General features: G+C 57.4%; 22 protein-coding genes and 2 tRNA genes. 10 read left to right on the top strand and 14 right to left on the bottom strand.

What is annotated here, in order from left to right; all coding sequences use genetic code 11:
• Positions 1-212 precede the first annotated feature (212 nt).
• From dnaG to gmk, 6 genes are all read right to left on the bottom strand, one after another.
• The gene (gene dnaG / locus ACI43T_RS05640; protein WP_377081652.1) at positions 213-1,988 is read right to left on the bottom strand and encodes a DNA primase; all 1,776 of its coding nucleotides are present in this window, start codon (positions 1,986-1,988) and stop codon (positions 213-215) included.
• A gap of 37 nt (positions 1,989-2,025) precedes the next feature.
• A complete protein-coding gene (locus ACI43T_RS05635) occupies positions 2,026-2,472 on the bottom strand; it encodes a GatB/YqeY domain-containing protein (protein WP_377081655.1) in 447 nt (148 codons plus the stop codon).
• 139 nt (positions 2,473-2,611) lie between these two features.
• A complete protein-coding gene (gene rpsU, locus ACI43T_RS05630; RefSeq protein WP_002214819.1) occupies positions 2,612-2,824 on the bottom strand; it encodes a 30S ribosomal protein S21 in 213 nt (70 codons plus the stop codon).
• A 288-nt stretch (positions 2,825-3,112) separates the two neighbouring features.
• Entirely contained in the window at positions 3,113-5,269 is a 2,157-nt protein-coding gene (locus ACI43T_RS05625; protein ID WP_297954212.1) for a RelA/SpoT family protein, read from the bottom strand.
• Positions 5,270-5,438: 169 nt separating this feature from the next.
• On the bottom strand, positions 5,439-5,645 hold the full coding sequence (rpoZ, locus tag ACI43T_RS05620) for a DNA-directed RNA polymerase subunit omega (protein ID WP_009174004.1): 207 nt from the start codon (positions 5,643-5,645) through the stop codon (positions 5,439-5,441).
• A gap of 50 nt (positions 5,646-5,695) precedes the next feature.
• Complete coding sequence (gene gmk / locus ACI43T_RS05615) at positions 5,696-6,313, bottom strand: guanylate kinase (protein WP_405385782.1); 618 nt, start codon at positions 6,311-6,313, stop codon at positions 5,696-5,698.
• Between the two features lie 162 nt (positions 6,314-6,475).
• Here gmk and ACI43T_RS05610 point away from each other — a divergent pair, with 162 nt between their 5' ends.
• On the top strand, positions 6,476-7,036 hold the full coding sequence (locus tag ACI43T_RS05610; protein WP_377082077.1) for an adenine phosphoribosyltransferase: 561 nt from the start codon (positions 6,476-6,478) through the stop codon (positions 7,034-7,036).
• A 79-nt stretch (positions 7,037-7,115) separates the two neighbouring features.
• Here the strand turns inward: ACI43T_RS05610 and trhA are convergent, their stop codons facing one another.
• From trhA to ACI43T_RS05595, 3 genes are all read right to left on the bottom strand, one after another.
• On the bottom strand, positions 7,116-7,742 hold the full coding sequence (trhA, locus tag ACI43T_RS05605) for a PAQR family membrane homeostasis protein TrhA (protein ID WP_009174000.1): 627 nt from the start codon (positions 7,740-7,742) through the stop codon (positions 7,116-7,118).
• Positions 7,743-7,941: 199 nt separating this feature from the next.
• Positions 7,942-8,016, bottom strand: a tRNA-Glu gene (locus tag ACI43T_RS05600).
• A 12-nt stretch (positions 8,017-8,028) separates the two neighbouring features.
• A tRNA-Arg gene (locus ACI43T_RS05595) sits at positions 8,029-8,105 on the bottom strand.
• A 119-nt stretch (positions 8,106-8,224) separates the two neighbouring features.
• On the opposite strand from ACI43T_RS05595, the gene ACI43T_RS05590 reads away from it, so the two are divergent.
• Positions 8,225-9,616 carry a 3'-5' exonuclease gene (locus tag ACI43T_RS05590; protein ID WP_405385781.1) on the top strand — a complete coding sequence of 464 codons (1,392 nt, stop codon included), beginning with the start codon at positions 8,225-8,227 and terminating at the stop codon, positions 9,614-9,616.
• Positions 9,617-9,783: 167 nt separating this feature from the next.
• Here the strand turns inward: ACI43T_RS05590 and tgt are convergent, their stop codons facing one another.
• The 4 genes from tgt to rnhA all read right to left on the bottom strand — a co-directional run bounded on the left by tgt (position 9,784) and on the right by rnhA (position 13,283).
• Positions 9,784-10,899: a tRNA guanosine(34) transglycosylase Tgt gene (tgt, locus tag ACI43T_RS05585; RefSeq protein ID WP_405385780.1), complete on the bottom strand. Its 1,116-nt coding sequence runs from the start codon at positions 10,897-10,899 to the stop codon at positions 9,784-9,786.
• Positions 10,900-11,044: 145 nt separating this feature from the next.
• Entirely contained in the window at positions 11,045-12,235 is a 1,191-nt protein-coding gene (locus tag ACI43T_RS05580) for an LD-carboxypeptidase (protein WP_405385779.1), read from the bottom strand.
• 49 nt (positions 12,236-12,284) lie between these two features.
• On the bottom strand, positions 12,285-12,683 hold the full coding sequence (locus ACI43T_RS05575) for an HIT family protein (RefSeq protein WP_293277725.1): 399 nt from the start codon (positions 12,681-12,683) through the stop codon (positions 12,285-12,287).
• Between the two features lie 162 nt (positions 12,684-12,845).
• On the bottom strand, positions 12,846-13,283 hold the full coding sequence (rnhA, locus tag ACI43T_RS05570; protein WP_009173995.1) for a ribonuclease HI: 438 nt from the start codon (positions 13,281-13,283) through the stop codon (positions 12,846-12,848).
• A 112-nt stretch (positions 13,284-13,395) separates the two neighbouring features.
• Here rnhA and tehB point away from each other — a divergent pair, with 112 nt between their 5' ends.
• From tehB to purH, 8 genes are all read left to right on the top strand, one after another.
• Positions 13,396-14,262: an SAM-dependent methyltransferase TehB gene (tehB, locus tag ACI43T_RS05565; RefSeq protein ID WP_405385778.1), complete on the top strand. Its 867-nt coding sequence runs from the start codon at positions 13,396-13,398 to the stop codon at positions 14,260-14,262.
• A 176-nt stretch (positions 14,263-14,438) separates the two neighbouring features.
• Positions 14,439-15,092, top strand: a complete 654-nt coding sequence (locus tag ACI43T_RS05560) for a site-2 protease family protein (RefSeq protein WP_009173993.1) — start codon at positions 14,439-14,441, stop codon at positions 15,090-15,092.
• Between the two features lie 172 nt (positions 15,093-15,264).
• Positions 15,265-16,263, top strand: a complete 999-nt coding sequence (gene dusB, locus ACI43T_RS05555) for a tRNA dihydrouridine synthase DusB (RefSeq protein ID WP_405385777.1) — start codon at positions 15,265-15,267, stop codon at positions 16,261-16,263.
• Between the two features lie 50 nt (positions 16,264-16,313).
• Entirely contained in the window at positions 16,314-16,940 is a 627-nt protein-coding gene (locus tag ACI43T_RS05550; RefSeq protein ID WP_405385776.1) for a LysE family transporter, read from the top strand.
• A 49-nt stretch (positions 16,941-16,989) separates the two neighbouring features.
• Complete coding sequence (locus ACI43T_RS05545) at positions 16,990-17,232, top strand: Fis family transcriptional regulator (protein WP_009173990.1); 243 nt, start codon at positions 16,990-16,992, stop codon at positions 17,230-17,232.
• Between the two features lie 97 nt (positions 17,233-17,329).
• Positions 17,330-18,559 carry a chloride channel protein gene (locus ACI43T_RS05540; RefSeq protein WP_405385775.1) on the top strand — a complete coding sequence of 410 codons (1,230 nt, stop codon included), beginning with the start codon at positions 17,330-17,332 and terminating at the stop codon, positions 18,557-18,559.
• 9 nt (positions 18,560-18,568) lie between these two features.
• Positions 18,569-19,444 (top strand): DMT family transporter, encoded by an 876-nt coding sequence (locus tag ACI43T_RS05535; protein WP_405385773.1) that lies wholly within the window; start codon positions 18,569-18,571, stop codon positions 19,442-19,444.
• Between the two features lie 154 nt (positions 19,445-19,598).
• Positions 19,599-21,179, top strand: coding sequence for a bifunctional phosphoribosylaminoimidazolecarboxamide formyltransferase/IMP cyclohydrolase (purH, locus tag ACI43T_RS05530; protein ID WP_405385771.1), 1,581 nt, complete (start codon positions 19,599-19,601; stop codon positions 21,177-21,179).
• Between the two features lie 136 nt (positions 21,180-21,315).
• On the opposite strand, the gene ACI43T_RS05525 is transcribed toward purH, so the two are convergent.
• Positions 21,316-22,782 carry a surface lipoprotein assembly modifier gene (locus tag ACI43T_RS05525; RefSeq protein WP_405385769.1) on the bottom strand — a complete coding sequence of 489 codons (1,467 nt, stop codon included), beginning with the start codon at positions 22,780-22,782 and terminating at the stop codon, positions 21,316-21,318.
• Positions 22,783-22,836 lie beyond the last annotated feature (54 nt).

Genomic DNA, 22,836 nt, shown 5'->3' with positions numbered 1-22,836 from the left:
GCCGGCGGTATGCGGGTCTGCACCTTCCGGCAGGTGCGGAGCACGGCTCTGTGTGCTCCGAAGCCGTCTGAAACGTTTGAAAACGGTTGTTCTGCGGTGGGTTCAAGACGACGCGGTTGCAGCGGGAAAAACGGTTTTCAGACGGCCTGTTTTGTTTTTGGGTTCGGCGGGAACGGGTTGTACACCGTATCGTATTGCCGGTCGGACGAAGGTCAGTTCGCCTTCGATATCAGCAGCGACATCAGTAGCTGCTTTTCATAATTGTTCAGCCCGCTTTGCGAGCTTTTTTGTTTAAGTAATTCAATTTGGCTGTATTTTAACTCATTCAAGAGTTTTTTCATGCCGATTTTGAAACTTTCGCAATCTTCCTCATTGCCGCTTTCCATCTCGTCTGATGAATTGAGTGCCGATTGGAAGATTTGGTTCAATGCGGTTTCGTAGGGCGACCCGCGCATATGTTCCAAAATCTGCGCGCTGCTTGGCGGCTGGGGGTGGCTTTTTATCATTTCCGCCAGATTGGCCAAACAGGCGAAATCACCGGTCAGGGGCAGATATTCGGGCAGGTCTATATATGATGCCCATGCCGGATTTATCAAGAGGCTGCGGATTTGCCGCTGCACCAGTGTCAGCATGACCGGTTGTTTGACGGATATGGCCGGCAGTTTGTAGCTTTTCTGCTTTACATGGCGCTTGGGAGCTTCCTGCCCGAGCAGTTGGGCGAGGTTGTCAGGGTCGATGCCGACCAGTTCGCTCAGGCGTTGTTTCAGCAGGAAACCCAATGCCGGCGCGGTAATCTGTGCCAGCAACGGCGAGCTGGTTTTCACCAATTCAGCCTTGCCTTCCTGCATATTGAGGTTGAGGCCGTCTGAAAGAGCGTCCCAGAAATATTCCGAGAGCGGCTTGCTTTGGTGCAACAGTGCGTCTTCGAACTGGGCTTTGCCGTAGGCGCGGACGTAGCTGTCGGGGTCGTGTTCTTCGGGCAGAAACAGAAAATGCAGCGATTTGCCGTCTTTGAGCTGCGGCAGGGCGTTTTCCAGCGCGCGCCAAGCGGCTTTGCGGCCTGCGCTGTCGCCGTCGAAACAGAAATAGATGTCGTCGGTCTGGCGCATCAGGATTTTGACGTGCTCGGCGGTAGTGGCGGTGCCGAGTGCGGCGACACTGTAGCCGATGCCGAACTGCGACAAGGTGACGACGTCCATATAGCCTTCCACCACCAAAATACGGCCCGCGTCTTTAATGGCAGCGCGGCCTTCATACAGGCCGTAGAGGTTTTTGCCCTTGTCAAACAAAGGCGTATCGGGCGAGTTGAGGTATTTCGGTTTGGAATTGTCCAATACGCGCCCGCCGAAACCGATGACTTGCCCGCGCGGGTCACGGATGGGAAACATGATGCGGTGGCGGAAGCGGTCGTAATGCTTGCCTTCGTTGGCGATGACCATGCCGCTGTCCACCAGCGCGGTGTTGGGATAGGGTTGGAATACTTGCGCAAGCGGCTGCCAGCCGTCGGGCGCGTAGCCTAAGCCGTAATGGGCGATAACTTCTGTGCTCAGGCCGCGCTTGTCCAAATATTCTTTGGCAGCCGGATTGAATTTTAACTGTTGGGCGTAAAAATCCGCCGCCGCCGCAACGGTTTCTTCCAGTGTCTGTTGTTTTTTCTTACGCTCGGCACGGACTTCCGGATTGTCGTTCCGCCCGCGCACCTGCGGCACGGTCATGCCTACGCGGTCGGCCAGATATTGCACCGCTTCGGGAAACGACAGCCCTTGGTGTTCCATAACGAAACCGATGGCCGAGCCGTGTGCGCCGCAACTGAAGCAATGGTAAAACTGCTTGCTCGGGCTGACGGAAAAAGACGGGGTTTTCTCCTTGTGGAACGGACAGCAGGCCATATAGTTCGCGCCGCTTTTTTTCAGCGGAACCTGTTCGTCGATGATGTCGACCACATCGACTTTGGCCAAGAGTTCGTCTATAAATTCGCTCGGTATCATGGAGGCGGAGATCCGTCATTTTCAGACGGCCTTATGTTCAGGCGCTTAATACGGTTTTCAGGATTTTGTTGACTTCGCCCATATCGGCTTTGCCGGCCAGCGAAGTTTTCAGCACACCCATGACTTTGCCCATGTCGGCCATGCCGGATGCGCCCGTTTGCGCTACGGCGGCGGCAACGGCGGCTTGGATTTCTTCTGCGGACATCATTTGCGGCAGGTAGCGGTACAGGATTTCCATTTCGGCATTTTCTTTGTCAGCCAAGTCCTGACGGCCTGCCTCTGCGTAGATTTTGGCGCTGTCTTTGCGCTGTTTGACCATTTTGGTCAGGATGGCAGTAATTTTGGCGTCGTTCGCTTCGGTGCGTTCGTCCACCTCAAATTGTTTGACGGCGGCGTTAATCAGGCGGATGGTGCCCAGAGACACTTGGTCTTTGGCGCGCATGGCGGTTTTCATGTCTTCGGTCAGTCGCTCTTTCAGGCTCATTTTCTACTCGCTTTTCTCAGGTTGTTTCAGATGGCTTTACGGAAATGCTCCGTCGGACGGAAAGAAAAACACACCGCTGAACAAAGCCGGCGGTGTGCTGCGTCAATCACAGGGCAGGCCTGTAACCGGTCGCTTCCGATTAGTACATTTTCGGGGGAAGCTGTTGGCTGCGCAGGCGTTTTTGCAGGCGTTTCACTGCGGCTGCTTTTTTGCGTTTGCGTTCGGTAGTCGGTTTTTCGTAGGCTTCGCGGGCACGCAGCTCGGTCAGCAGGCCGGTTTTTTCTACGGCGCGTTTGAAACGGCGCATAGCGACTTCAAAGGGTTCGTTTTCTTTTACACGGATTGCAGGCATTTTATTTCCTTTAATTTAAATCGTAATATTCGTTTTGAGGCCGTCTGAAAAAGGATTTTGTGTCGTTTCAGACGGCCTGCGGATGGGGTGGTCCGTATCGCTGGTGTGCCGTATGCGGCTTCGGCGGGATACGCGCGCCGTGATGTGAACATCACCTCCTAACGGGTCGGCATTTGCCGGTCGGCGGCCTCTTTCAGGCCAGTAAACAATCGGGCGATTATCTTATAAGTGCGGCGTTATGTCAAGGCGGCGGAGGGCGCGCGAGGCCGTCTGAAAACCGGTTTGCCGTCAGTTTCGGATGACTTTGCGGACCTGAGGGATGGTGTGCAGATTGTGGATGATGCGGTTGAGTTGTTCCAAATCGGCGGTTTTGACGATAAATCTGAATTCGACGAAGCCTTCGGTTCCGTCTTGCGAACGCGAGGGCGTGTCCACGGATTCGATGTCTGCGCCGGAGCTGGAAATGGCTTGCGCCATCAGTGCAAGCAGGCCGTGAGTATCTGCCGACTGGATGAGTAGGATGGTGCGGTAGGTTTGGTTGCCGATGTTGTCCCAACCGGCGTCGAGCTGCTGTTCGGGATCGGTTTTGAGCAGGGTGGGGCAGATGTCGCGGTGGATAATCATGCCGCGGTCTTTGGTCAATACGGCGCGGACAGGGTCGCCCGAGACGGGGTGGCAGCATTCGGCCAGATGCACGCGGCCGGTTTCTTGTCCGTTGATTTTAATCGGACTGAGCTTGATTTCGCTGCCGAAGTGCTCGCCCGCCAGTTCGGCGATGTGCATGGCGACGGAAACGGGCAGGGTGTGGCCCATGCCGACGTTGTAGAGCACTTCTTCAAACGAGGTTTGCTTGTCGTTGAGATCGGCAAGGTATTTTTCTTTGAGGTCGTCTGAAAGCAGGATGTCTTTTGGCAACAGGCTGGAAAGAGCTTTTTGCAGCAGGTTTTCGCCGAGGACGATGGCATCGCGGTGATTGAGGTTTTTGACGTACTGGCGGATGGCGCTGCGCGCACGGCTGGAAACGGCGAAATTGAGCCAGGCGGGGTTGGGTTTGGCGTGTTCGGAGGTGATGATTTCCACCGAATCGCCGGTTTTGAGCTTGGTACGCAGCGGCATCATGGTGTTGTTGATGCGGGCGGCGACGGTTTTGTGGCCGATGTCGGTATGGACGGCATAGGCGAAGTCTATGGGTGTGGAACCTTTGGGCAGGGTGAGGATTTTGCCTTTCGGGGTAAGGATGTAGACTTCGTTGGGGAACAGGTCGACTTTGATGTGTTCCAAAAATTCGATGGCGTTCGCACTGCTGGCTTGCAGGTCGAGGATGTTTTTCAGCCATTGGTTGGTATGGAGTACGGCTTGGTCTACGGTGTTTTCGCCGGATTTGTAAATCCAGTGGCCCGCAACGCCCCCTTCGGCGACGGCATCCATTTCGCGTGTGCGGATTTGAACTTCGATGGGTAGGCCGTAAGGGCCGACGAGGGTGGTGTGCAGACTTTGGTAGCCGTTACTTTTGGGGATGGCGATATAGTCTTTGAAGCGGCCGGGTTTGGGTTTGTAGAGGGTGTGCAGCGCGCCGAGCGCGGCGTAACAGGCGGGAATGCTGTCGACGATGACGCGGAAGCCGTAAATGTCCATCACGTCGGCGAAGCGCAGTTTTTTCGCCAGCATTTTCTGGTGGATGCTGTACAGGTTTTTTTCGCGGCCTTTGATTTTGGCTTCTATGTTGGCTCCGACCAGCCGCTGGCTGAACGCGTGTAAGACTTTACCGACTACGTCGCGGCGGTTTTTACGGCTGTTGTTCATGGCCTTGCGCAGGGTTTCGTAGCGGTTGGGATGGAGGTTTTTAAACGATAAGTCCTGCAATTCCTGATAGGCGTTGTTCAGGCCGATGCGGTTGGCGATTTGTGCGTAGATTTCGAGGGTTTCTTTGGCGATGCGGCGGCGTTTGTCGGGGCGCATGGAGCCGAGCGTGCGCATGTTGTGCAGGCGGTCGGCGAGTTTGACGACGATAACGCGCACGTCTTTGGTCATTGCCAGAATCAGTTTGCGGAAACTTTCGGCCTGATGCTCTGCTTGGTCTTCGAATTTGAGTTTTTCGAGTTTGGAGAGGCCGTCCACCATTTCGGCGATGGTATCGCCGAATTCCGCCGCCATTTCGATTTTGGATACGCCAGTGTCTTCCAATACATCGTGCAGCACGCCCCCGCACAGGCCTTGGATGTCCATGTGCCACATGGCAAGCTGGGTGGCGACGGCGAGCGGGTGGGTGATGTAGGGTTCGCCGCTTTTGCGGGTTTGTCCGTCGTGGGCGCGAAACGCGAAGGCAACTGCTTTTTCAAGCTCTGCCTGTTCGTTTTCGCTGAGGTACGATGCGGTGCGGAACAGGAGTTCGCGGGCTTCGGCGGTCAGCGCGTCGTAAGGGGCGGTGGGCTGTGGGGCTGGCATTTCAGACGGCCTTTTTGTTTTGTGTGTGTCGGGGCGGCATTCCGAATGACGCGGGTGGGGTGTGCGGGAAAGTGTTCGGATGATTCTTTGAATGAAGGCGGCCGGCGGTCGGGATTTTCAGTTTTGCGGGAAAGAAACCGTGCCGCACGGGCCGTGCGGTTGTTTTAGGTTATTTGTTGCGTTTGAGCAGTTCCATGCCGATTTCTCCGGCGGCGATTTCGCGCAGCGCGGTAACGGTCGGTTTGTTGTGGCGGATGTCGTCTACCAGCGGGGTGTTGCCGTTTTCAAGCTGGCGGGCGCGGCGGGCGGCGACCAGCGTGAGGTCGAAGTGGTTGGGGATTTTGCCTGTGCAGTCTTCAGTGGTGATACGGGCCATGTCAGTCGTCTTTCTTATCGGATGAAATAAAAGCGTATTTTCGCTGTTTTTTAGGAATTTTCCAACAGGTTTTCTATAAAGGGCTTCTGTGCGGCCTGTTTCAGACGGCCTGCTTTGATGATGTGGAGCAGGTCGGCTTCGGCGGTGTCCAAATCGTCGTTGACGACGATGTAGTCGAACAAAGGGGCCTGCCCGATTTCGTGGCGTGCTTTATCCAGTCGGGTACGGATGACTTCCTCGCTGTCGGTGCCGCGGTTGGTCAGGCGTGAGGCGAGGATTGCAAACGACGGCGGCAGAATGAAGATGCTGCACGCTTCAGGCAGGAGGCGGCGGACTTGCTCCGCCCCCTGTACGTCGATTTCCAAAATCACGTCGTATCCTTGGCTGCGCAGTTCGTCTACGCCGGCGATGCTGGTGCCGTAATAGTTGCCGAATACGTCGGCGTGTTCTAAAAAGGCGTTTTGGCGGATGAGCGACTCAAATTCTTCTTTGGGTACGAAGTGGTAGTGGACGCCGTGCCGTTCGCCTTCACGCGGTTGGCGTGTGGTATGGGAGATGGAGACGCGGATGTCGCCGTTGTTTTTCAGCAGGCGGGAAACCAAAGTGGTCTTGCCTGTGCCTGAAGCGGCGGAAATGATGAAAATATTGCCTTTTTTGTTTGTCTGCATAATGGTTTTTGCTGCGGAAAACTATCTTTTCATTATAACACAAAGCGCCATATCCGCATTTTCAGGCGGCATCGGCATGGCGGCGGGATTTCGGGTAGAATATCCGTTTTTAGCTCACATAAACAAAGTGTTTGAAAACTTCTATCTGAGGAATAAATAAAAATGTTGATTCATCCTGAAGTGATGGGCGTGGAAGCGTTGGCGGCGAAAATCCGCAAAATCGAAAACTGGCCGCAAAAGGGTATTTTGTTTCACGATATTACGCCGGTGCTGCAAAGTGCGGAATATTTCCGCCTGCTGGTGGATTTGCTGGTGTACCGCTATATGGGGCAGAAAATCGATACGGTGGCGGGGCTGGATGCGCGCGGATTTATCATCGGCGCGGCCTTGGCATATCAGTTGAACGTGGGTTTCGTGCCCATTCGTAAAAAAGGCAAGCTGCCGTTTGACACCGTATCGCAGAGCTATGCTTTGGAATACGGCGAGGCGACGGTGGAAATCCACACCGATGCCGTCAAAAAAGGTGCACGGGTGTTGCTGGTGGATGATTTGGTGGCGACTGGCGGCACGATGCTGGCGGGAGTGGAGCTTATCCGCAAGCTCGGCGGCGAGGTGGTCGAGGCTGCTGTGATTTTGGAATTTACCGATTTGACCGGCGGTGAAAAAATACGTGCAAGCGGCGTGCCGCTGTTCAGTTTGTGCCGGAACAAGGGTTGCATGTAGCCTTTCGGGTATCAAAAAACGAAAAAGGCCGTCTGAAAATAAGCGTTTCTGCTTTTTCAGACGGCCTTTTAACAGTTTTTTAGATGACATAAAAGTAAATGCAGACAAACTGCGCCAGGCTGCCGCCGAGTACGAATAAATGCCAGATGCCGTGGCCGTGTTTGATTTTCATGTCGTTGACAAACCAGTAAATTCCGGCGCTGTAAAGAATGCCGCCGAGTGCGAGCCAGAACAATCCCGCGGCAGACAGGATTTTGGCCAGAGGATACATGGCAACCAGAATCAGCCAGCCCATGATGACGTATAACGCCATAGACAACCGCCGCTTTTCACTTTTCCGCCCTATGGTCAGCTCTTGGGTGATGCCGAACAGGGCCAGTCCCCAAGAAACGCCGAACAGCGACCAGCCCCAGCCGCCCTTGAGCGTAACCAGCGTAAACGGCGTATAGCTTCCGGCGATGAGCAGATAAATCATGCAGTGGTCGATTTTTTGCAGGACGGCTTTTGCTTTCGGTTGGGGAATGCTGTGGTAGAGGGTGGAACCCAGATAAAGCAGAATCAGGCAGATGCCGTAGGTCAGTGCGCCCGCGAGTTTGTAGGGGTCGAAATTGACGGCTGCTTTGACGGTCAGCAGCACCATGCCCGTAACCGCCAGCATGGTGCCGATTAAATGGCTGTATGCGTTGAACCGTTCGCCTTTGTACATAAAATTGATTCTTACTTGGATGAAAGAGCGCCAGTGTACGCTAAAGCCGGTACAAAAGGGCGGCGGCAAGCATAAAGATTGGTTAAGGCCGTCTGAAAAACAGGCGGGGCGAAAGGTTCGGGGTGTTTTGCCCATTCGGAGCGGCAAAGGTGAATGCAAAAAACGCTTTCACCGGAAAATGAAAGCGTTTTTAATAAACTGGCACGCCCACGGGGAATCGAACCCCGGTTACCGCCGTGAAAGGGCGATGTCCTAACCGCTAGACGATGGGCGCGGAATATTCTTGTGGCGCACCCGGAGCGATTCGAACGCCCGACCCTCTGGTTCGTAGCCAGATACTCTATCCAACTGAGCTACGGGTGCAGTGCAAGAAAGATTGAGATTATAGGTATGTGGTGCCGACCCGTCAAGCATTGTGCTGAAAAAAGTCGGGAATGCGGGTAGAATGCGCGCTTGTTTGTTGAATTTGCTGGAAAAGAAAAATGACGCACACAATGCGTTGGCCCAATCTGGCCGCCGCTTTCGCGGGATTCGGGCGGCCTGTGGCCGTGGTTGATTTGGAATCGACCGGCGGTAATTTTTACCGCGACCGCATTACGGAAGTGGCGGTGTTGCGTTTCGAACGCGGAGTGGCGAAGCGTTACGAGTGGCTGGTCAATCCGCAACAGCCGATACCGAAATTTGTGGCAGAGCTGACGGGGATAACCGATGAAACCGTATCCGGCGCGCCGGTGTTCGCCGACATTGCGGCCGACTTGCTGCCGCTGTTGCACGGGGCGGTGGTAGTGGCGCACAACAGCCGCTTCGATTATACCTTTCTGTGCCATGAGTTCCGGCGGGCAGGTATGAATTTTGCCGCGCCCGCGCTTTGCACCGTGCAACTGTCGCGCCGCCTGTATCCGCAGTTTTACAGGCACAACCTCGACAGCATCATCGAACGCTTCGGCATTGCGGTGGAAAGCCGCCACCGCGCGATGGCCGATGTGGCGGCGCTGAGTGATTTTCTGGAAAAGAGCCTGATTGAGAAAGGGGCGGAGGAATGGGGGCGGCATTGCCGCAGCCTGATGAATCCGAAAATGCTGCCGGCTTCGTTGCCGGAAGGATTGTCGCGCCGCCTTTACCAACTGCCCGACAGCAGCGGCGTGCTGATATGGCTGGACGAATCGGAGGGGGCGCTGGCGGTGGGGGTGCACGAACGGGTTTATTCGGAAACGGCGGCGGCGCTGCATGGCGGGAATATTCCGCCGTATGTGGCGCATGCCGCCGAGGTGCGCTTCTTGCCTGCCGCGGGCGGTTTGCACGCTTTATGGTTGAAGGCGCAGGCCGAGCGGAAGTATGCGTTGAGGCCGTCTGAAAAATCGGGAGGCTATCTGACGGTGAACTTTGTTCCCGACGAGCGCGGGGCGTTGCAGGCGCGGATTGTGCCGCTGGCCAACGGCAGCCGCGACGGGCGGCCTTACGGTTTGTTCGTCCACAAAAAAGCCGCCCGCCGCGCATTGGCGGCATGGGCGCTGGAACACGGGCTTTGTCCGGATTCGCTGAACATTCTGCCGGAAAAACACGCCCAGGGCCTGCCGTGTCCCGTACATGCCGTCGGACGGTGCGGCGGCGGTTGCGGACGGCAGGACGGTATCGGGAGGCAGAATGAACGCATCCTGACGGCGGCGCACCTGCTGCCCGTTACCGATTGGGGCAGGGTGCGCGAGATGGAAGTTACCGAAACCGATGCGCTGACGGGCGAAAGCATCACTTTGCGCTGCGCGGGCGGAGCATTGGCCCTGCCCGACGGAAGCTGGTATTTTGACGACACGCTGCCCGCTGTGTTGAAAGCCAAGTTCAAACAGGGCAGGGACGGAATAAAAGTGGTGGCTTGAGTTTTCAGACGGCCCGGCGGATGATGCAGGCCCTCTGAAATATTGGGTGTTGGAGTCTGGCGGGGTTTCTGCAAATTGCGGAAAGCTCGGCGATACGGCAGTGTACATGACATATTGAGGCCGTCTGAAAACAGGTTTTTCAGACGGCCTCGAGCTTTATTTTGTTCTCAATCCGCGCCGCGTGCGCGGTGTTCGTGGAACTGTGCCTGCCAGTCGGCGAATTTGCCCTGTTCGATGGCTTCGCGCATTTCGGCCATGATGGTTTGGTAGAAATGCAGGTTGTGGATGGTGTTCAACTGCGCGCCCAAAATTTCGCCGGCGCGGTGCAGGTGGTGCAGGTAGGCGCGGCTGAAGTTTTGGCAGGCGTAGCAGGTGCAGGATTTGTCGAGCGGTCGGGTGTCGTGTTTGTGCTTGGCGTTTTTGATTTTGATGTCGCCGAAACGGGTGAACAGCCAGCCGTTGCGGGCGTTGCGGGTGGGCATGACGCAGTCGAACATGTCCACGCCGTGCGCCACGCCGTACACCAAGTCTTCCGGTGTGCCGACGCCCATCAGGTAATGCGGTTTGTGTTCGGGCAGTATGGGGCCGACGGTGCGCAGCATACGGTACATTTCGGGCTTGGGTTCGCCGACGGACAAGCCGCCGATGGCGAGGCCGGGGAAGTCGAGTTGTTCCAGCCCGCGCAGGGACTGTTCGCGCAGGTCTTCGTACATTGCGCCCTGCACGATGCCGAACAGGGCATTGGGGTTGTTCAAATCTTCAAAGACTTTTTTGCTGCGTTCCGCCCAGTGCAGGCTCATTTGCAGCGATTTTTCGGCCTGCTCGCGCGTGGCTTCGCCGGGGGTGCATTCGTCGAGCTGCATGGCGATGTCGGAGTTGAGCACGGTTTGGATTTTCATGGAGATTTCGGGCGAGAGGAAGAGTTTGTCGCCGTTAATCGGGCTTTTGAAGGTGCAGCCTTCTTCGGTGAGTTTGCGCATGTCGGATAGCGAAAACACTTGGAAACCGCCGGAGTCGGTCAAAATCGGTTTGTTCCAGCCGATAAAGTCGTGCAGGCCGCCGAACTGTTCGATGACTTCGAGGCCGGGGCGCAGCCATAAATGATAGGTGTTGCCGAGGATGATTTGGGCGTTGATGTCGTGCAGGTTTTGCGGGGTCATGGCTTTGACCGAGCCGTAGGTGCCGACGGGCATGAATACGGGGGTTTCGATGCTGCCGTGGTTGAGTTCCAATGTACCGCGGCGGGCGTGGCCGTCTTTGTTGTGTAAGGTGAATTTAAGCATGATGGTTTTGTTTTTTAATGGTTTCCGTCAACCGGAGTAAAAACGGATTATAAAGGATTTTGCGGCCGGAACGTGCTTCGGATCGCACGGAGGCCGTCTGAAACGGTTTTCAGACGGCCTCCGGTTTGTGTTGCGGACGGTTGGCTTATTCCAGCACTTCTTCCGTTGTTCCGTTTCCGACGGGAACGTAATTGCCGAAGGTAACGGGCGGCGGGAGCAGGGAGTTCAGGTTCAGCGTGGCGGCGTTGAGGGTGGGATAGCCGCTGAACGTTACCGAGTAGCCGCCGTTGCCCGAACTGCGGATTTTGGCGTGCGCGCCCAGCGGGAAGGTGGATTTGTTGGCGATATGGCCGAACGGGAAGCCGGTCAGCACGGGCACGCGGATGGTGCGCTGGATTTGGCTGACGACCGACGGGAAATCGTAGCTGGAGTCGTAAATGTCGCGGATGGTACCCATGCGGAAATCGCCGAAGACGATGGCGCGCTGTTTTTGCAGAATCCCCGCCAGATACAGCGTGTTGAGCATACGCTCGATGCGGTAGGGCTGTTCGCCCACGTCTTCGATAAACAGGATGCCGCCCTGGATGTCGGGCATGTAGGGCGAACCTGCCAAAGAAGCCAGTACGCTGAGGTTGCCGCCCCAGAATGTGCCTTCCGCATTGACGTCGCTGCGCTGGATGACGGGGACGTCGACGGTGTTGCCGGCGGAGGTCGAGCCGCGGATGAACGAATCCATCGTATAGGTGCTGGGCTGCGGTTTGCCGAACTCGCTGTACACCATCGGGCCGGCGAAGCTGGAGACGTTGCCTTTGGCGAGCAGGGCGAGCTGGACGGCGCAGACGTCGCTGAAACCGAAAAACAGCGTGCCGCGTTCGCGCATCCTTGCGCCGAGCGAGGCGAAGTCGATGTGCGGCAGGATGCGCGCCGCACCGTAGCCGCCGCGCAGCCCCATCAATACTTTCGGCGTTTTGACGCGGCCGGTGGCGACGTCTTGGAAGTCGGCGATGCGTTGCGCGTCGGTGCCGGCGAAACGCTGGTAGCGGCGCGAACCGGCTTCTTGGTTGGTTACGGTAAAGCCTGCGTTATACAGGCGCGTCAGGCCGATGTTGACGCGGTTGATGTCTTCGGCGAAACCGGAAGGGGCGACCACGCGCAATACGTTGTCGCCGTGGTGGACGGTGGATGAGCTGATGGGTTGCACGGGTTTGGCTTTCTGAGGATTGTTCGTTGCCGCGGGTTGGGAAGTCGAGCCGGTGCCGCAGGCCTGAAGCAGCCCCGCGCCTGCCACGGCGGCGGAGGCGCGCAGAAAACGGCGGCGTGAAGGATTCCAGTCCATTGTTTTTCCTTTTGTTTGATAATGACGAAGCCTTGAGGCCGTCTGAAAGTTATACCAGTAACGCTTTGATTTGCTCTGGCCAGTCGTCGGGCAGGGACATTTCGTGCCTGCGTACCGCGGGCGCCCAAATCGGGGCGGGGAAGTTGGCGTCGTTTTCGAAGCGGGCGATGACGTGCCAGTGCAGGTGGGGGACGACGTTGCCCAAGCTGGCGAGGTTGATTTTGGCGGGACGGAACACGCGGCGCATTGCGGCTTCGACTTTATACACCGTTTCCATGATTTCCGCGCGTTCGGCGGCGGAGAGGTCGGTCATTTCCGCGACATGGCGCCGCCAGATGACGCGGCAGAAGGCGGGCGCGCCGGCTTCGTCGTGCACGGCGATGACGCGCAGGTTGGCGGTTTGCAGCAGGATGTGTTCGTTTTGCGCTTGGCAGATGGGGCAAGTCATCGGTTTTTCCGAGGGTGTTTGGAACCGGCCTATTCTAAGCCAAAAGACCGTCCGAATCATCTTAATTCTTTCGCATCGGGCAAGGGCGGAATGTCGGCGGCGTTTTCAGACGGCCTTTGACGCGGTTTTCGGACAAAAGGCCCGTTTGGAATCGCAGACGGGTCATAAAAACTGCGCCGCCCCTTGGTTGGCCAATACGTCCGCTTTTTCGTTTTCCGGATGTCCGGCATGGCCTTTGACCCATGTCCAGCGGACGTCGTGCTGCCGGACCAGGTTGTCCAGCTCCTTCCATAAGTCGTCGTTTTTGACGGGTTGTTTGGCGGCGGTTTTCCAGCCGTTTTTCTTCCAGCCGTGTATCCAGCTTTCCATGCCGTTTTTGACGTATTGCGAATCGGTGCAGATTTCCACCGTGCAGCGGCGTTTCAGGCTTTTCAGCCCTTCGATGACGGCGGTCAGCTCCATGCGGTTGTTGGTGGTTTCCGCTTCGCCGCCGAACAGTTCTTTTTCATGCGTGCCGTAACGCAGCAAAACGCCCCAGCCGCCCGCGCCCGGATTGCCTTTGCAGGCGCCGTCGGTGTAGAGGTAAACGGTTTTGTCCATGTTTTTTCCCGTGGTTGCGCAGGCGTCATCATAACATACGGGCCGTCTGAAATATTGCGTCCCGCCGGACACGCCTATAATATGAATGTTCTTTGGACGAAAGGAGAAACATATGGGCCGACAGGAGTTGTACCTTTACAAGCAGATGCCGAAATGGACGAAAGACACGGTGCCGGAAACGTTTTTGTCGAAACACAATACCGCCGAGGGTACTTGGGGGCACATTACGGTAACGAAGGGCCGTCTGAAATTTTACGAATTGGACGAAAAGGGCGCGGTGCAGGAAGAATACGAACTGTCGCCCGAAGGCGGCGCGTGGATGATAGCGCCGCAGCAGTGGCACAAAATCGAACCGCTGAGCGACGATTTGGAAATGCAGCTTGAGTTTTACTGCACGGCGGACGATTATTTCAGCAAAAAATACGGCATGAGCGCCACCCATTCCGCCGTGCGTGCGGCGGAAGGCATCGTGCCTGCGGGCAAGGCGTTGGACATGGGCTGCGGTCAGGGCAGGAACGCGCTGTTTCTCGCCTTGAAAGGTTTTGACGTAACCGCCGTCGACAACAATCCGCACGCGGTGCAGAACGTGGCGGAGCTGGCGCGGGCGGAAGGCTTGCCGGTGCGGGCGTTCGAATATGATTTGAACGCGGCGCATTTGCAGGACGATTTCGACTATATCGTGGCGACGGTGGTGTTTATGTTCCTCCGGCCGCAGTCTGTGCCGCAGATTATCGCCGACATGCAGGCGCATACCAATCCGGGCGGTTACAATCTGATTGTGTCGGCGGTGGACACCGCGGATTTCCCCTGCCCGATGCCGTTCCCGTTCAAATTCGGCGAAGGCGAACTGCGCGGCTATTATCAGGATTGGCAACTGGTCGAATACAAGGAAGAACTCGGCTCGATGCATGCGCGCGACGAGGCGGGCAACCCGATTCAGTTCAAATTCGTTACCATGCTGGCGAAAAAGCCTGAGTAGGGGCCAAACGGGCAAAGGCCGTCTGAAACGGGGTTTTCAGACGGCCTTTCGGCTTTTCGGCGGCCTTTCGGAGCGGCCGGCGGCAAAATCCGCACAAGGATTTTCGACAAACCGTTTCATCCTCTGATATGCTGTCGCCTTGTTTTGTTTTTCAGACGGCCTTTTTAAGGAAAACCATGTTTCGCAACTTTGATTTAGGTGTATTTTTACTGGCGGTGCTGCCGGTGCTGCTGGCGCTTACCGTGCGCGAAGTCGTGCGCGGCTATACCGCCCGCCGTTGGGGCGACCACACCGCCGAACAATACGGGCGGCTGACGCTCAACCCGCTGCCGCATATCGACCCGATAGGTACGGTGCTCGTGCCGCTGTTTTGCCTGATGCTGTCGGCGCCGTTCCTGTTCGGCTGGGCGCGGCCGATTCCCATCGACTCGCGCAATTTCCGCGACCCGCGCCGCGCATGGCGCTGGATTGCCGTATCGGGACCGCTGGCCAACCTGCTGATGGCGTTTTTCTGGGGACTGGTCATCGTATCGGCAATCTATGTGCCCGAAAACTTCCAGTCGCCGCTGGTGCAGATGGCCGGTTACGGCATCCTGATTAACGCCGTCCTGTTCGCGCTCAACCTGATTCCGATTCTGCCGTGGGACGGCGGCATCATCATCGATACCTTCCTGCCCGCCAAGCAGTCTATGCAGTTTCGCAAAATCGAGCCTTACGGTACATGGATTATCCTGATTCTGTTGTTCACCGGTCTGCTCGGCAAACTCATCATGCCGATGGTGGCGGCGGTTCAGATAGCGGTGCAGGCGCTGATGACGCTGTTTGTCTGAATCGGGTATCCTTGGCGGCAGGAGGCCGTCTGAAACGCCGTTTCGGTCGGTTTCAGACGGCCTGTTTCTTTGCAGGCGCCGAAAAGAAATGCCGGACGGCGGTGTAAAAGGCGTTGGAAAACCTGCTTAAAAATTGTACAATTTCCATCCTTTTACCGGCGGCGGAACTTCCATGCAAATCGGCGCATACACAATCGACACCCCCATCGCGCTCGCGCCGATGGCGGGCATTACCGACAAGCCGTTCCGCAGACTGTGCCGCGCGTTCGGCGCAGGCTGGGCGGTCGGCGAAATGCTGCACAGCGACCCTGCGTTCAGAAACACCGCCAAAACCCTGCACCGCAGCGATTTCGGCGGCGAAGAAGGAGTGGCGGCGGTGCAGATTGCGGGCAGCGACCCGCGGCAGATGGCGGAAGCGGCCGTATACAACGTCGCCCTCGGCGCGCAGCTTATCGACATCAATATGGGCTGCCCCGCCAAAAAAGTCTGCAACGTCCAAGCGGGCAGCGCGCTGATGCAAAACGAACCGCTGGTGGCCGCCATACTTGAAGCCGTCGTCGGCGCGGCGGGCGTTCCCGTTACCCTCAAAACCCGTCTGGGCTGGCACGACGACCATAAAAACATCCTCACCATCGCCCGCATCGCCGAAGAGTCGGGCATCGCCGCCATCGCCATCCACGGCCGCACGCGCACCCAGATGTACAGGGGCGAAGCGAGTTACGAATTAATCGCCGAAGCCAAAGGCCGTCTGAATATCCCCGTCTGGGTCAACGGCGACATCACTTCGCCGCAGAAAGCCGCCGCCGTATTGCGGCAAACCGGTGCCGACGGCGTGATGATAGGGCGCGGCGCACAGGGCCGGCCGTGGCTTTTCCGCGATTTGGCCCATTACGCCCGACACGGCGTGCTGCCCGAAGCCCTGAGCCTGCGGGAGTGCGGCGAAACCGTGTTGGCGCACGTCCGCGCCATGTACGATTTTTACGGTGCCGCCGCCGGAGCGAGGATTGCGCGCAAACACATAGGCTGGTATCTGGATTCCATGCCCGAAGGCGAAGCGGCGCGTCGGGAAATCAACCGTCTGGACGACGCGGCGGCGCAATATGACGCGGTGGCCGCCTATCTGGACAGGCTGCCCGAACTGACCGACGCTTGGGCGTGCGGCTACCGCTGAGGCCGTCTGAAAACGCTGTTTCTGCGGAGACGGGTCGGAAAGGAAACGCAATGGACTTTTGGCATGGTTTTTGGATTATCACCGGCGTGCATTTCCTCGCCTGCATGTCGCCCGGCCCCGATTTCGTGTTGGTTTCGCAGCAGTCGCTGGGCCGCGGCAGAGCGGCGGGGCTGCTGACCGCGCTGGGTATCGCGCTCGGTTTCGGCGTGCACATCGTTTATTCGGTATTCGGACTGGTTACGCTGGTCGCGCAGTCCGCGCCGCTGCTGACGGCGGTCAAAATCATCGGCGGCCTGTATCTGGTCTATATCGGCTATAAGGGCATCCGCGCCAAAGCCGGCGGCGGTGTGTTGGAAATCAAAGCGGAGAAAGCCGCGCGCGAACCGGTTGGCAAAACCGTGTGGCGCGGCGTGTTGTGCAACGTGCTGAACCCGAAGGCGGTGGTGTATATGCTGTCGCTGTTTACCGTGGTGCTGTCGCCTGCGACCCCGATGTGGCAGATGGCGGTTTACGGCGCGTGGATGACGCTGATGATTTTTATCTGGTTCGCACTGGTGGCGCTGATGCTGTCCGTTCCCGCCGTGAGCAGGCGGTTTTCGCGTTTCGGCCACTGGATAGACAGGGTTTGCGGCGGCGCGCTGGCATTGTTGGGCGTGAAAGTGATGAGCGGAAGCTGAGGCCGTCTGAAAACGGATATGGCAATCGATTTTGGAAAGGGAAGATAAAATGAAACAAAAAATAGACATCGCGCAATGTATCGAACAGAACCTGAAGCAATACTTTAAGGATTTGAACGGGGAAACGCCGTGCGCGGTTTATGAAATGGTGCTCAACCAAGTCGAAAAACCGCTGCTCGGCTGCGTTATGGAGGAATGCGGCGGCAACCAGTCGAAAGCCGCCGCCGTATTGGGGTTGAACCGCAACACGCTGCGGAAGAAACTGGTGCAGCACGGGTTGCTGGAAAATTAAAAAAGACACGACAGGCCGTCTGAAAACCGACCGTTTCAGACGGCCTGATTGCTTTTTGCGGCCGGATACATGCGGGCGGGGCGTCAAAGGATTTTCAATGAACAACCGAACCAAACTGTGGCTTGCGCTGACGATGGTAGGCATAACCGGCGGGCTGGTCGGCATCGTGCTGACGGAATTGCTGCATTTCGTGCAACATCACGCCTACGGTTATGCTTTGGACGGCGGACATCAGTCGTTCCGCGAAGGCGTGGAGGCGGCCGCCCCGCTGCGGCGGTTTTACGCGCTGCTCTCGTGCGGCGTTGCCGCGGGCGGCGGCTGGTGGCTGCTGAAGCGGTACGGCAAACCGCTGGTCGGTATCAAGGCTTCGTTGGCCAAACCGCTGGAAGGGTTGCCGTTTGCCGCCACCGTCGGCCATGCGCTGTTGCAAATCGTAACCGTCGGACTGGGTTCGCCGTTGGGGCGGGAAGTGGCGCCGCGCGAAATGACGGCGGCGTTCGCCTCGTTGTGGGTCAGGCGGCTCGGTTTGGACGAGGACGGCGCGCGGCTGTTGATTGCCTGCGCTTCCGGCGCGGGCTTGGCGGCGGTGTATAACGTGCCGCTGGCCGCCACGCTGTTTATTTTGGAAACAATGCTCGGCGTGTGGACGCGGCAGGCGGTAACGGCGGCGCTGTTCTGTTCGGTGCTGGCAACCGCAGTGTCCAGAATGGGGCTGGGCGACATGCAGCAATACAGCGTCGGCTTGCAGATTGACCGGCCGCTGCTGTGGTGGTCGGCGGCGGCCGGGCCGTTGTTGGGCGCGGCGGCGGTGCTGTTCCGGCGCACGGCCGCCCCGTTTCCGCTGCTGGCGCGCGGCGACCGGCGCATTGTGCCGCTGGCGGTAGCGGCGTTCGCCGCCGTCGGCCTGCTGGCGATGTACAGCCCCGATATTCTGGGCAACGGCAAAGCGGGCAACCAACTGGTGTTCGGCGGCCTAATCGGCTGGCAGGACAGCCTGCAACTGGCGGTGCTGAAATGGCTGGCGGTGTTGCTGGCGCTGGCGGCCGGCGCATACGGCGGGCTGATTACGCCTTCGATGATGCTCGGCAGCACGCTTTCCTTCGCAAGTGCGGCGTTGTGGAATGCTTTTTTACCCGCTATGCCGTCTGAAAGCGCGGCCGTGGTCGGCGCGGCGGTGTTTCTGGGCGTGTCGCTGAAAATGCCGCTGACCGCCGTCGTGTTCGTGCTGGAATTGACCCGCGCGCCCGTCGCGCTGCTGATGCCGCTGTGCCTTTGCCTGACCGGTGCGGTGGCGGCGGCGGAACGGTTGGAAAAGGCAATGAAATAAAGGGAAACCATGTTCTACCAGATTCTCTCGCTGCTGATTTGGAGCAGCTCGTTTATCGCCGCCAAATTCGCCTACACCATGCTCGATGCGGCATTGATGGTACAGGCGCGGCTGCTGATTTCCGTGTTCATCGTACTGCCCGTCTGCCGCCGCTATCTCGACAAAATTCCGAAAAACAAATGGAAGCCGCTGCTGTGGCTGTCGTTTCTCAATTATGTGGTGGTGCTGATGCTGCAATTCATCGGCCTGAAATACACCTCCGCCGCCAGCGCGGAAACCGTTATCGGGCTGGAACCGCTGCTGATGGTGTTTATCGGTCATTTTTTCTTCCGCGACCGGGCCGAATGGTATCACTGGCTGTGCGGGCTGGCCGCCTTTGCCGGCGTCGCCGTTATGATTGCCGGCGGGCACGGCGGCGGCAATATCGGCATTCGGGGCTGCCTGATGATTTTCATCGCCGGCATCGTGTTTTGCAGCATCACCCGCCCGACGCAGAAACTGATTGCCGACATCGGCGCGCCGGCGTTTACCTCCATGTCGCTGGCCGTTTCCGCCGTTATGTGCCTGCCGTTTTCACTGCTGCTGGCCGACAGCTATCAAATCAACTGGAACTGGCCGGGCGGCATCGCGCTGCTGTACCTCGGCGTCGGTTGCAGTTGGTTTGCCTATTGGCTGTGGAACAAAGGCATGAGCCGCGTTCCCGCCAACCTCTCCGGCCTGCTGACCACGCTGGAACCGGTGTTCGGCATCCTATTGGCGGTCGTTATCCTCGGCGAACGCATTTCCGCCGTGTCGGGAGCAGGGATGATGATTGTCGTCGCGGCGGCATTTGCAGCGGCACTGCTGCCTAAAGTTCTGAAGAAACAGGTAAATAAGGCCGTCTGAAAACCGGTTTTCAGACGGCCTTACTCAAAGGATTGTCAACAATTTTTCCAAAAACCTACTGCCAAAAAGCCGAAAATAGCGGATAATGACGCCTTGAAAATTTAATTAATATCTTTGCAAAAACACCGGTTCAACCTTCAAAAAAGGAATCCCCATGCCTTCCATCAAACGCGCCCTGATCAGCCTGTCCGACAAAAACGGCGCAGTCGAATTTGCCCGAACCCTGCACAAACTCGGTGTCGAAATCCTCTCCACCGGCGGCACGGCGAAGCTGCTTGCCGATGCGGGCGTTCCCGTGATTGAAGTCGCTGACTACACCGGTTTTCCCGAAATGCTCGACGGCCGCGTGAAAACGCTGCATCCGAAAATCCACGGCGGTATTTTGGGGCGGCGCGATTTGGGCGAACACGTCGCCAAGATGGAAGAGCACGGTATCGGCAACATCGACCTCGTTTGCGTCAACCTTTACCCTTTCGCCGCCACCATCGCCAAACCAAACTGCACATTGGAAGACGCGATTGAAAACATCGACATCGGCGGCCCGACCATGGTGCGCTCCGCCGCGAAAAACTGGAAACACGTCGCCATCGTTACCGACACCGCCGACTTCCCCGCCATTGCCGCCGAAATGGAAGCCAATGGCGGCGCGTTGAGCGACAAAACCCGTTTCAACCTGTCGCGCAAAGCGTTCAGCCACACCGCCCAATACGACGGCATGATTTCCAACTACCTGACCTCGCTTTCAGACGACGTCTTGAGCGGCACGCCCCAAATCGGCGAGTTCCCCAGCCAGTTCAACCAAAGTTGGATTAAAGTACAAGACATGCGCTACGGCGAAAATCCGCACCAACGCGCCGCGTTCTACCGCGATGTGTACCCCGCCGCAGGCAGCCTCGCCGCCTACAAACAGCTCCAAGGCAAAGAATTGTCGTACAACAACATTGCTGATGCCGATGCTGCATGGGAAGCCGTTAAGTCCTTCGACGCGCCCGCCTGCGTGATTGTGAAACACGCCAATCCGTGCGGCGTCGCCGTTGCAGCCGATACATTGACCGCCTACAAACTCGCTTACGCCACCGACACCACCAGCGCGTTCGGCGGCATCATCGCCTTCAACCGCGAAGTGGACGGCGCAACCGTGCAACAGATTACCGACAACCAGTTTATGGAAGTCTTGATGGCACCGAAGTTTACCGCCGAAGCCCTCGAAATCGCCGCCGCCAAGAAAAACGTGCGCGTATTGGAAGTGCCTCTAGAAGTAGGCGCGAACCGCTTCGAACTCAAACGCGTCGGCGGCGGACTGTTGGTACAAACGCCCGACATCCACCGCATCAGCCGCGCCGATTTGAAAGTCGTCTCCAAACGCCAACCGACCGAGCAGGAGTGGAACGATTTACTGTTCGTCTGGAACGTCGCGAAATACGTCAAATCCAACGCCATCGTGTTCGGCAAAGGCGGTCAAACCTACGGCATCGGCGCAGGTCAAATGAGCCGCGTGGACAGCACCCGCATCGCCGCCCGCAAAGCGCAAGACGCAGGTTTGGACTTAAACGGCGCGTGTGCTGCTTCGGACGCCTTCTTCCCGTTCCGCGACGGCGTGGACGTCATCGCCGAGCAGGGCATCAAAGCCATCATCCACCCCGCAGGCTCGATGCGCGATCAGGAAGTTTTCGACGCGGCAGACGAACACGGCATTGCCATGGTAGTAACGGGTGTCCGCCATTTTAGGCATTGATTCGGAAACACATTCAAAGGCCGTCTGAAAATTGTTTCAGACGGCCTTTTATAATTAATAAGCTTTCCGCAAGCGTGTTTAATTTAAGGGTTTGCCGGTATTCAAATCTTCACAGGAAACCCGATAAAAAACGACTTCAGAATCCGTATTCCACTTTAAACATGTATTCGTTGCGCTTGTAGCGGTTCAGCCAGGACGAGCTTTTGTTGTCGGTGTGTTTTACGGTGAGGACGGGTACGAAGCCGCGGAGGAAAGGGCGGTCGAATTTGATGTCCAACTGGTAGGTGCGTTCGAAATCACGGCGGCGGGTTTCCAGCCAGGCATGGTAGTCCTGATAGGCTGTTTTGCGCCAGATTGCCTGAAAGGTGGCGTCGATGCCGGATTCAAAACGTTTGTTGACACCTGCGCGCAGGCCGTGCCGGCGGTAGGAATCCACTTTTTCGCGGCTGTTTTTGCGCAGGTAGTCGTAGCCGCCGAATACCAGCCAGTCTTTCGGCAGGGCGTAGATGGCGGTGGTGAACAGAAGCGTCTGCGGGCCGTTGAAATGTTTTAATTCGCCGCGGTAGCGGTCGTATTTGTGGTCGAGCTGCACGCCCAGCGAGGCTTGGTCGGAAAAGGTGCGGCTGTATGCCGTGCTGATGCCGGCGCTGCTGTCGCGCAGTTTGCCGCCCGACCATTCGTATTGCACCTGCGGGCCGATACTGAAGGAATGGTCTTTGCTCTGAAAACTGTAAGCGGGGCTGACGTTGATATTGTGTTCGCCGTATTCCTTGTTGCCGGGATAGAGCCGGCCCCATGCGTAGCCGCCCAGTTGCAGGCCGTGGTGGCCGTTGAGCGAAATGCGTCTGCTTAAGTTGGCTTCATATACCCACATCCGGTTTTTCAACGCATCGGGCGCGTAGGCGTCAAGCCGTTCGTTGCGGCAGGACAGCATTCCGGCGTCGTCCAGAATCGGCTGCCCGTTCGAATCGAAACCGCAGCTTGTCTGATTGCGGACAACCGTCGCGCCCGACGACTGGTTTAAGTTGGTGTCGTAACCCGCGCCGAACGAAACCGAACCGCTCCACGCATCGCGTTTCTTCAAAGCGTCGGCAAACACTTTGATTTTCTCATTGACGGCGGGCACTTCGGGAATATCGATGCCGTCGAACAATGCCGCCGATTCTTTGTTTTGTTTGTCTATAAACAGCAGCCGCGCCAAATCCAGGCGGCCGCGCAGAAATTCGGGATTTTTGCGGTAAAGCTCGCGGTATTTCGCCAGCGCGGCCTTCAAATCGTCGCGGAACACCGCCTGATTGGCCTCGGCAAACAGCACTATATCGGGGTCGTAATCATCCTGACGGCGGTAAATGTCCAACAGCCGCGCCGTTTCCTCTTCGTTTTGCGCGTTGACCGCCTTCATCAGCGACAACGCTAAATCTTCGCCGTCCTGCACTTCTCCCGCGCCGAACTCAATCGCCGTATTGTCCGCTTCGTTCCTTTCCTGCTGTGCGCGGCGGAGTTCCGTTCCCTGTTTGAGCTGCATGAAGCGGTCTTCCCTGTCGTCGGCAAACGCGTGGGGCAGCAGGCTCAGAAAAACGGGCAGGATGAGCAGGCGTTTCATTTAGATTACTTTCCTTTTGGTGTGGTGGGATTGGGTTTTCAGACGGCCTCTGAA

The organism is Neisseria oralis (assembly GCF_045062685.1).
Classification (GTDB): domain Bacteria; phylum Pseudomonadota; class Gammaproteobacteria; order Burkholderiales; family Neisseriaceae; genus Neisseria; species Neisseria oralis.
The sequence above is the reverse complement of the archived record's forward strand: the minus strand, read 5'-3'. Positions and strand labels throughout refer to the sequence as shown.

Bases quoted from the DNA above. Each gene is read 5' to 3' on its own strand.
- tgt (WP_405385780.1), bottom strand. From the start codon at position 10,899: ATGCTTAAATTCACCTTACACAACAAAGACGGCCACGCCCGCCGCGGT.
- tehB (WP_405385778.1), top strand. From the start codon at position 13,396: ATGGGCCGACAGGAGTTGTACCTTTACAAGCAGATGCCGAAATGGACG.
- rnhA (WP_009173995.1), bottom strand. From the start codon at position 13,283: ATGGACAAAACCGTTTACCTCTACACCGACGGCGCCTGCAAAGGCAAT.
- trhA (WP_009174000.1), bottom strand. From the start codon at position 7,742: ATGTACAAAGGCGAACGGTTCAACGCATACAGCCATTTAATCGGCACC.
- ACI43T_RS05525 (WP_405385769.1), bottom strand. From the start codon at position 22,782: ATGAAACGCCTGCTCATCCTGCCCGTTTTTCTGAGCCTGCTGCCCCAC.
- rpsU (WP_002214819.1), bottom strand. From the start codon at position 2,824: ATGCCTGCAATCCGTGTAAAAGAAAACGAACCCTTTGAAGTCGCTATG.
- dusB (WP_405385777.1), top strand. From the start codon at position 15,265: ATGCAAATCGGCGCATACACAATCGACACCCCCATCGCGCTCGCGCCG.
- ACI43T_RS05580 (WP_405385779.1), bottom strand. From the start codon at position 12,235: ATGGACTGGAATCCTTCACGCCGCCGTTTTCTGCGCGCCTCCGCCGCC.
- ACI43T_RS05545 (WP_009173990.1), top strand. From the start codon at position 16,990: ATGAAACAAAAAATAGACATCGCGCAATGTATCGAACAGAACCTGAAG.
- purH (WP_405385771.1), top strand. From the start codon at position 19,599: ATGCCTTCCATCAAACGCGCCCTGATCAGCCTGTCCGACAAAAACGGC.
- dnaG (WP_377081652.1), bottom strand. From the start codon at position 1,988: ATGATACCGAGCGAATTTATAGACGAACTCTTGGCCAAAGTCGATGTG.
- ACI43T_RS05540 (WP_405385775.1), top strand. From the start codon at position 17,330: ATGAACAACCGAACCAAACTGTGGCTTGCGCTGACGATGGTAGGCATA.
- ACI43T_RS05625 (WP_297954212.1), bottom strand. From the start codon at position 5,269: ATGCCAGCCCCACAGCCCACCGCCCCTTACGACGCGCTGACCGCCGAA.
- rpoZ (WP_009174004.1), bottom strand. From the start codon at position 5,645: ATGGCCCGTATCACCACTGAAGACTGCACAGGCAAAATCCCCAACCAC.
- ACI43T_RS05590 (WP_405385781.1), top strand. From the start codon at position 8,225: ATGACGCACACAATGCGTTGGCCCAATCTGGCCGCCGCTTTCGCGGGA.
- gmk (WP_405385782.1), bottom strand. From the start codon at position 6,313: ATGCAGACAAACAAAAAAGGCAATATTTTCATCATTTCCGCCGCTTCA.
- ACI43T_RS05635 (WP_377081655.1), bottom strand. From the start codon at position 2,472: ATGAGCCTGAAAGAGCGACTGACCGAAGACATGAAAACCGCCATGCGC.
- ACI43T_RS05550 (WP_405385776.1), top strand. From the start codon at position 16,314: ATGGACTTTTGGCATGGTTTTTGGATTATCACCGGCGTGCATTTCCTC.
- ACI43T_RS05610 (WP_377082077.1), top strand. From the start codon at position 6,476: ATGTTGATTCATCCTGAAGTGATGGGCGTGGAAGCGTTGGCGGCGAAA.
- ACI43T_RS05560 (WP_009173993.1), top strand. From the start codon at position 14,439: ATGTTTCGCAACTTTGATTTAGGTGTATTTTTACTGGCGGTGCTGCCG.
- ACI43T_RS05575 (WP_293277725.1), bottom strand. From the start codon at position 12,683: ATGACTTGCCCCATCTGCCAAGCGCAAAACGAACACATCCTGCTGCAA.
- ACI43T_RS05535 (WP_405385773.1), top strand. From the start codon at position 18,569: ATGTTCTACCAGATTCTCTCGCTGCTGATTTGGAGCAGCTCGTTTATC.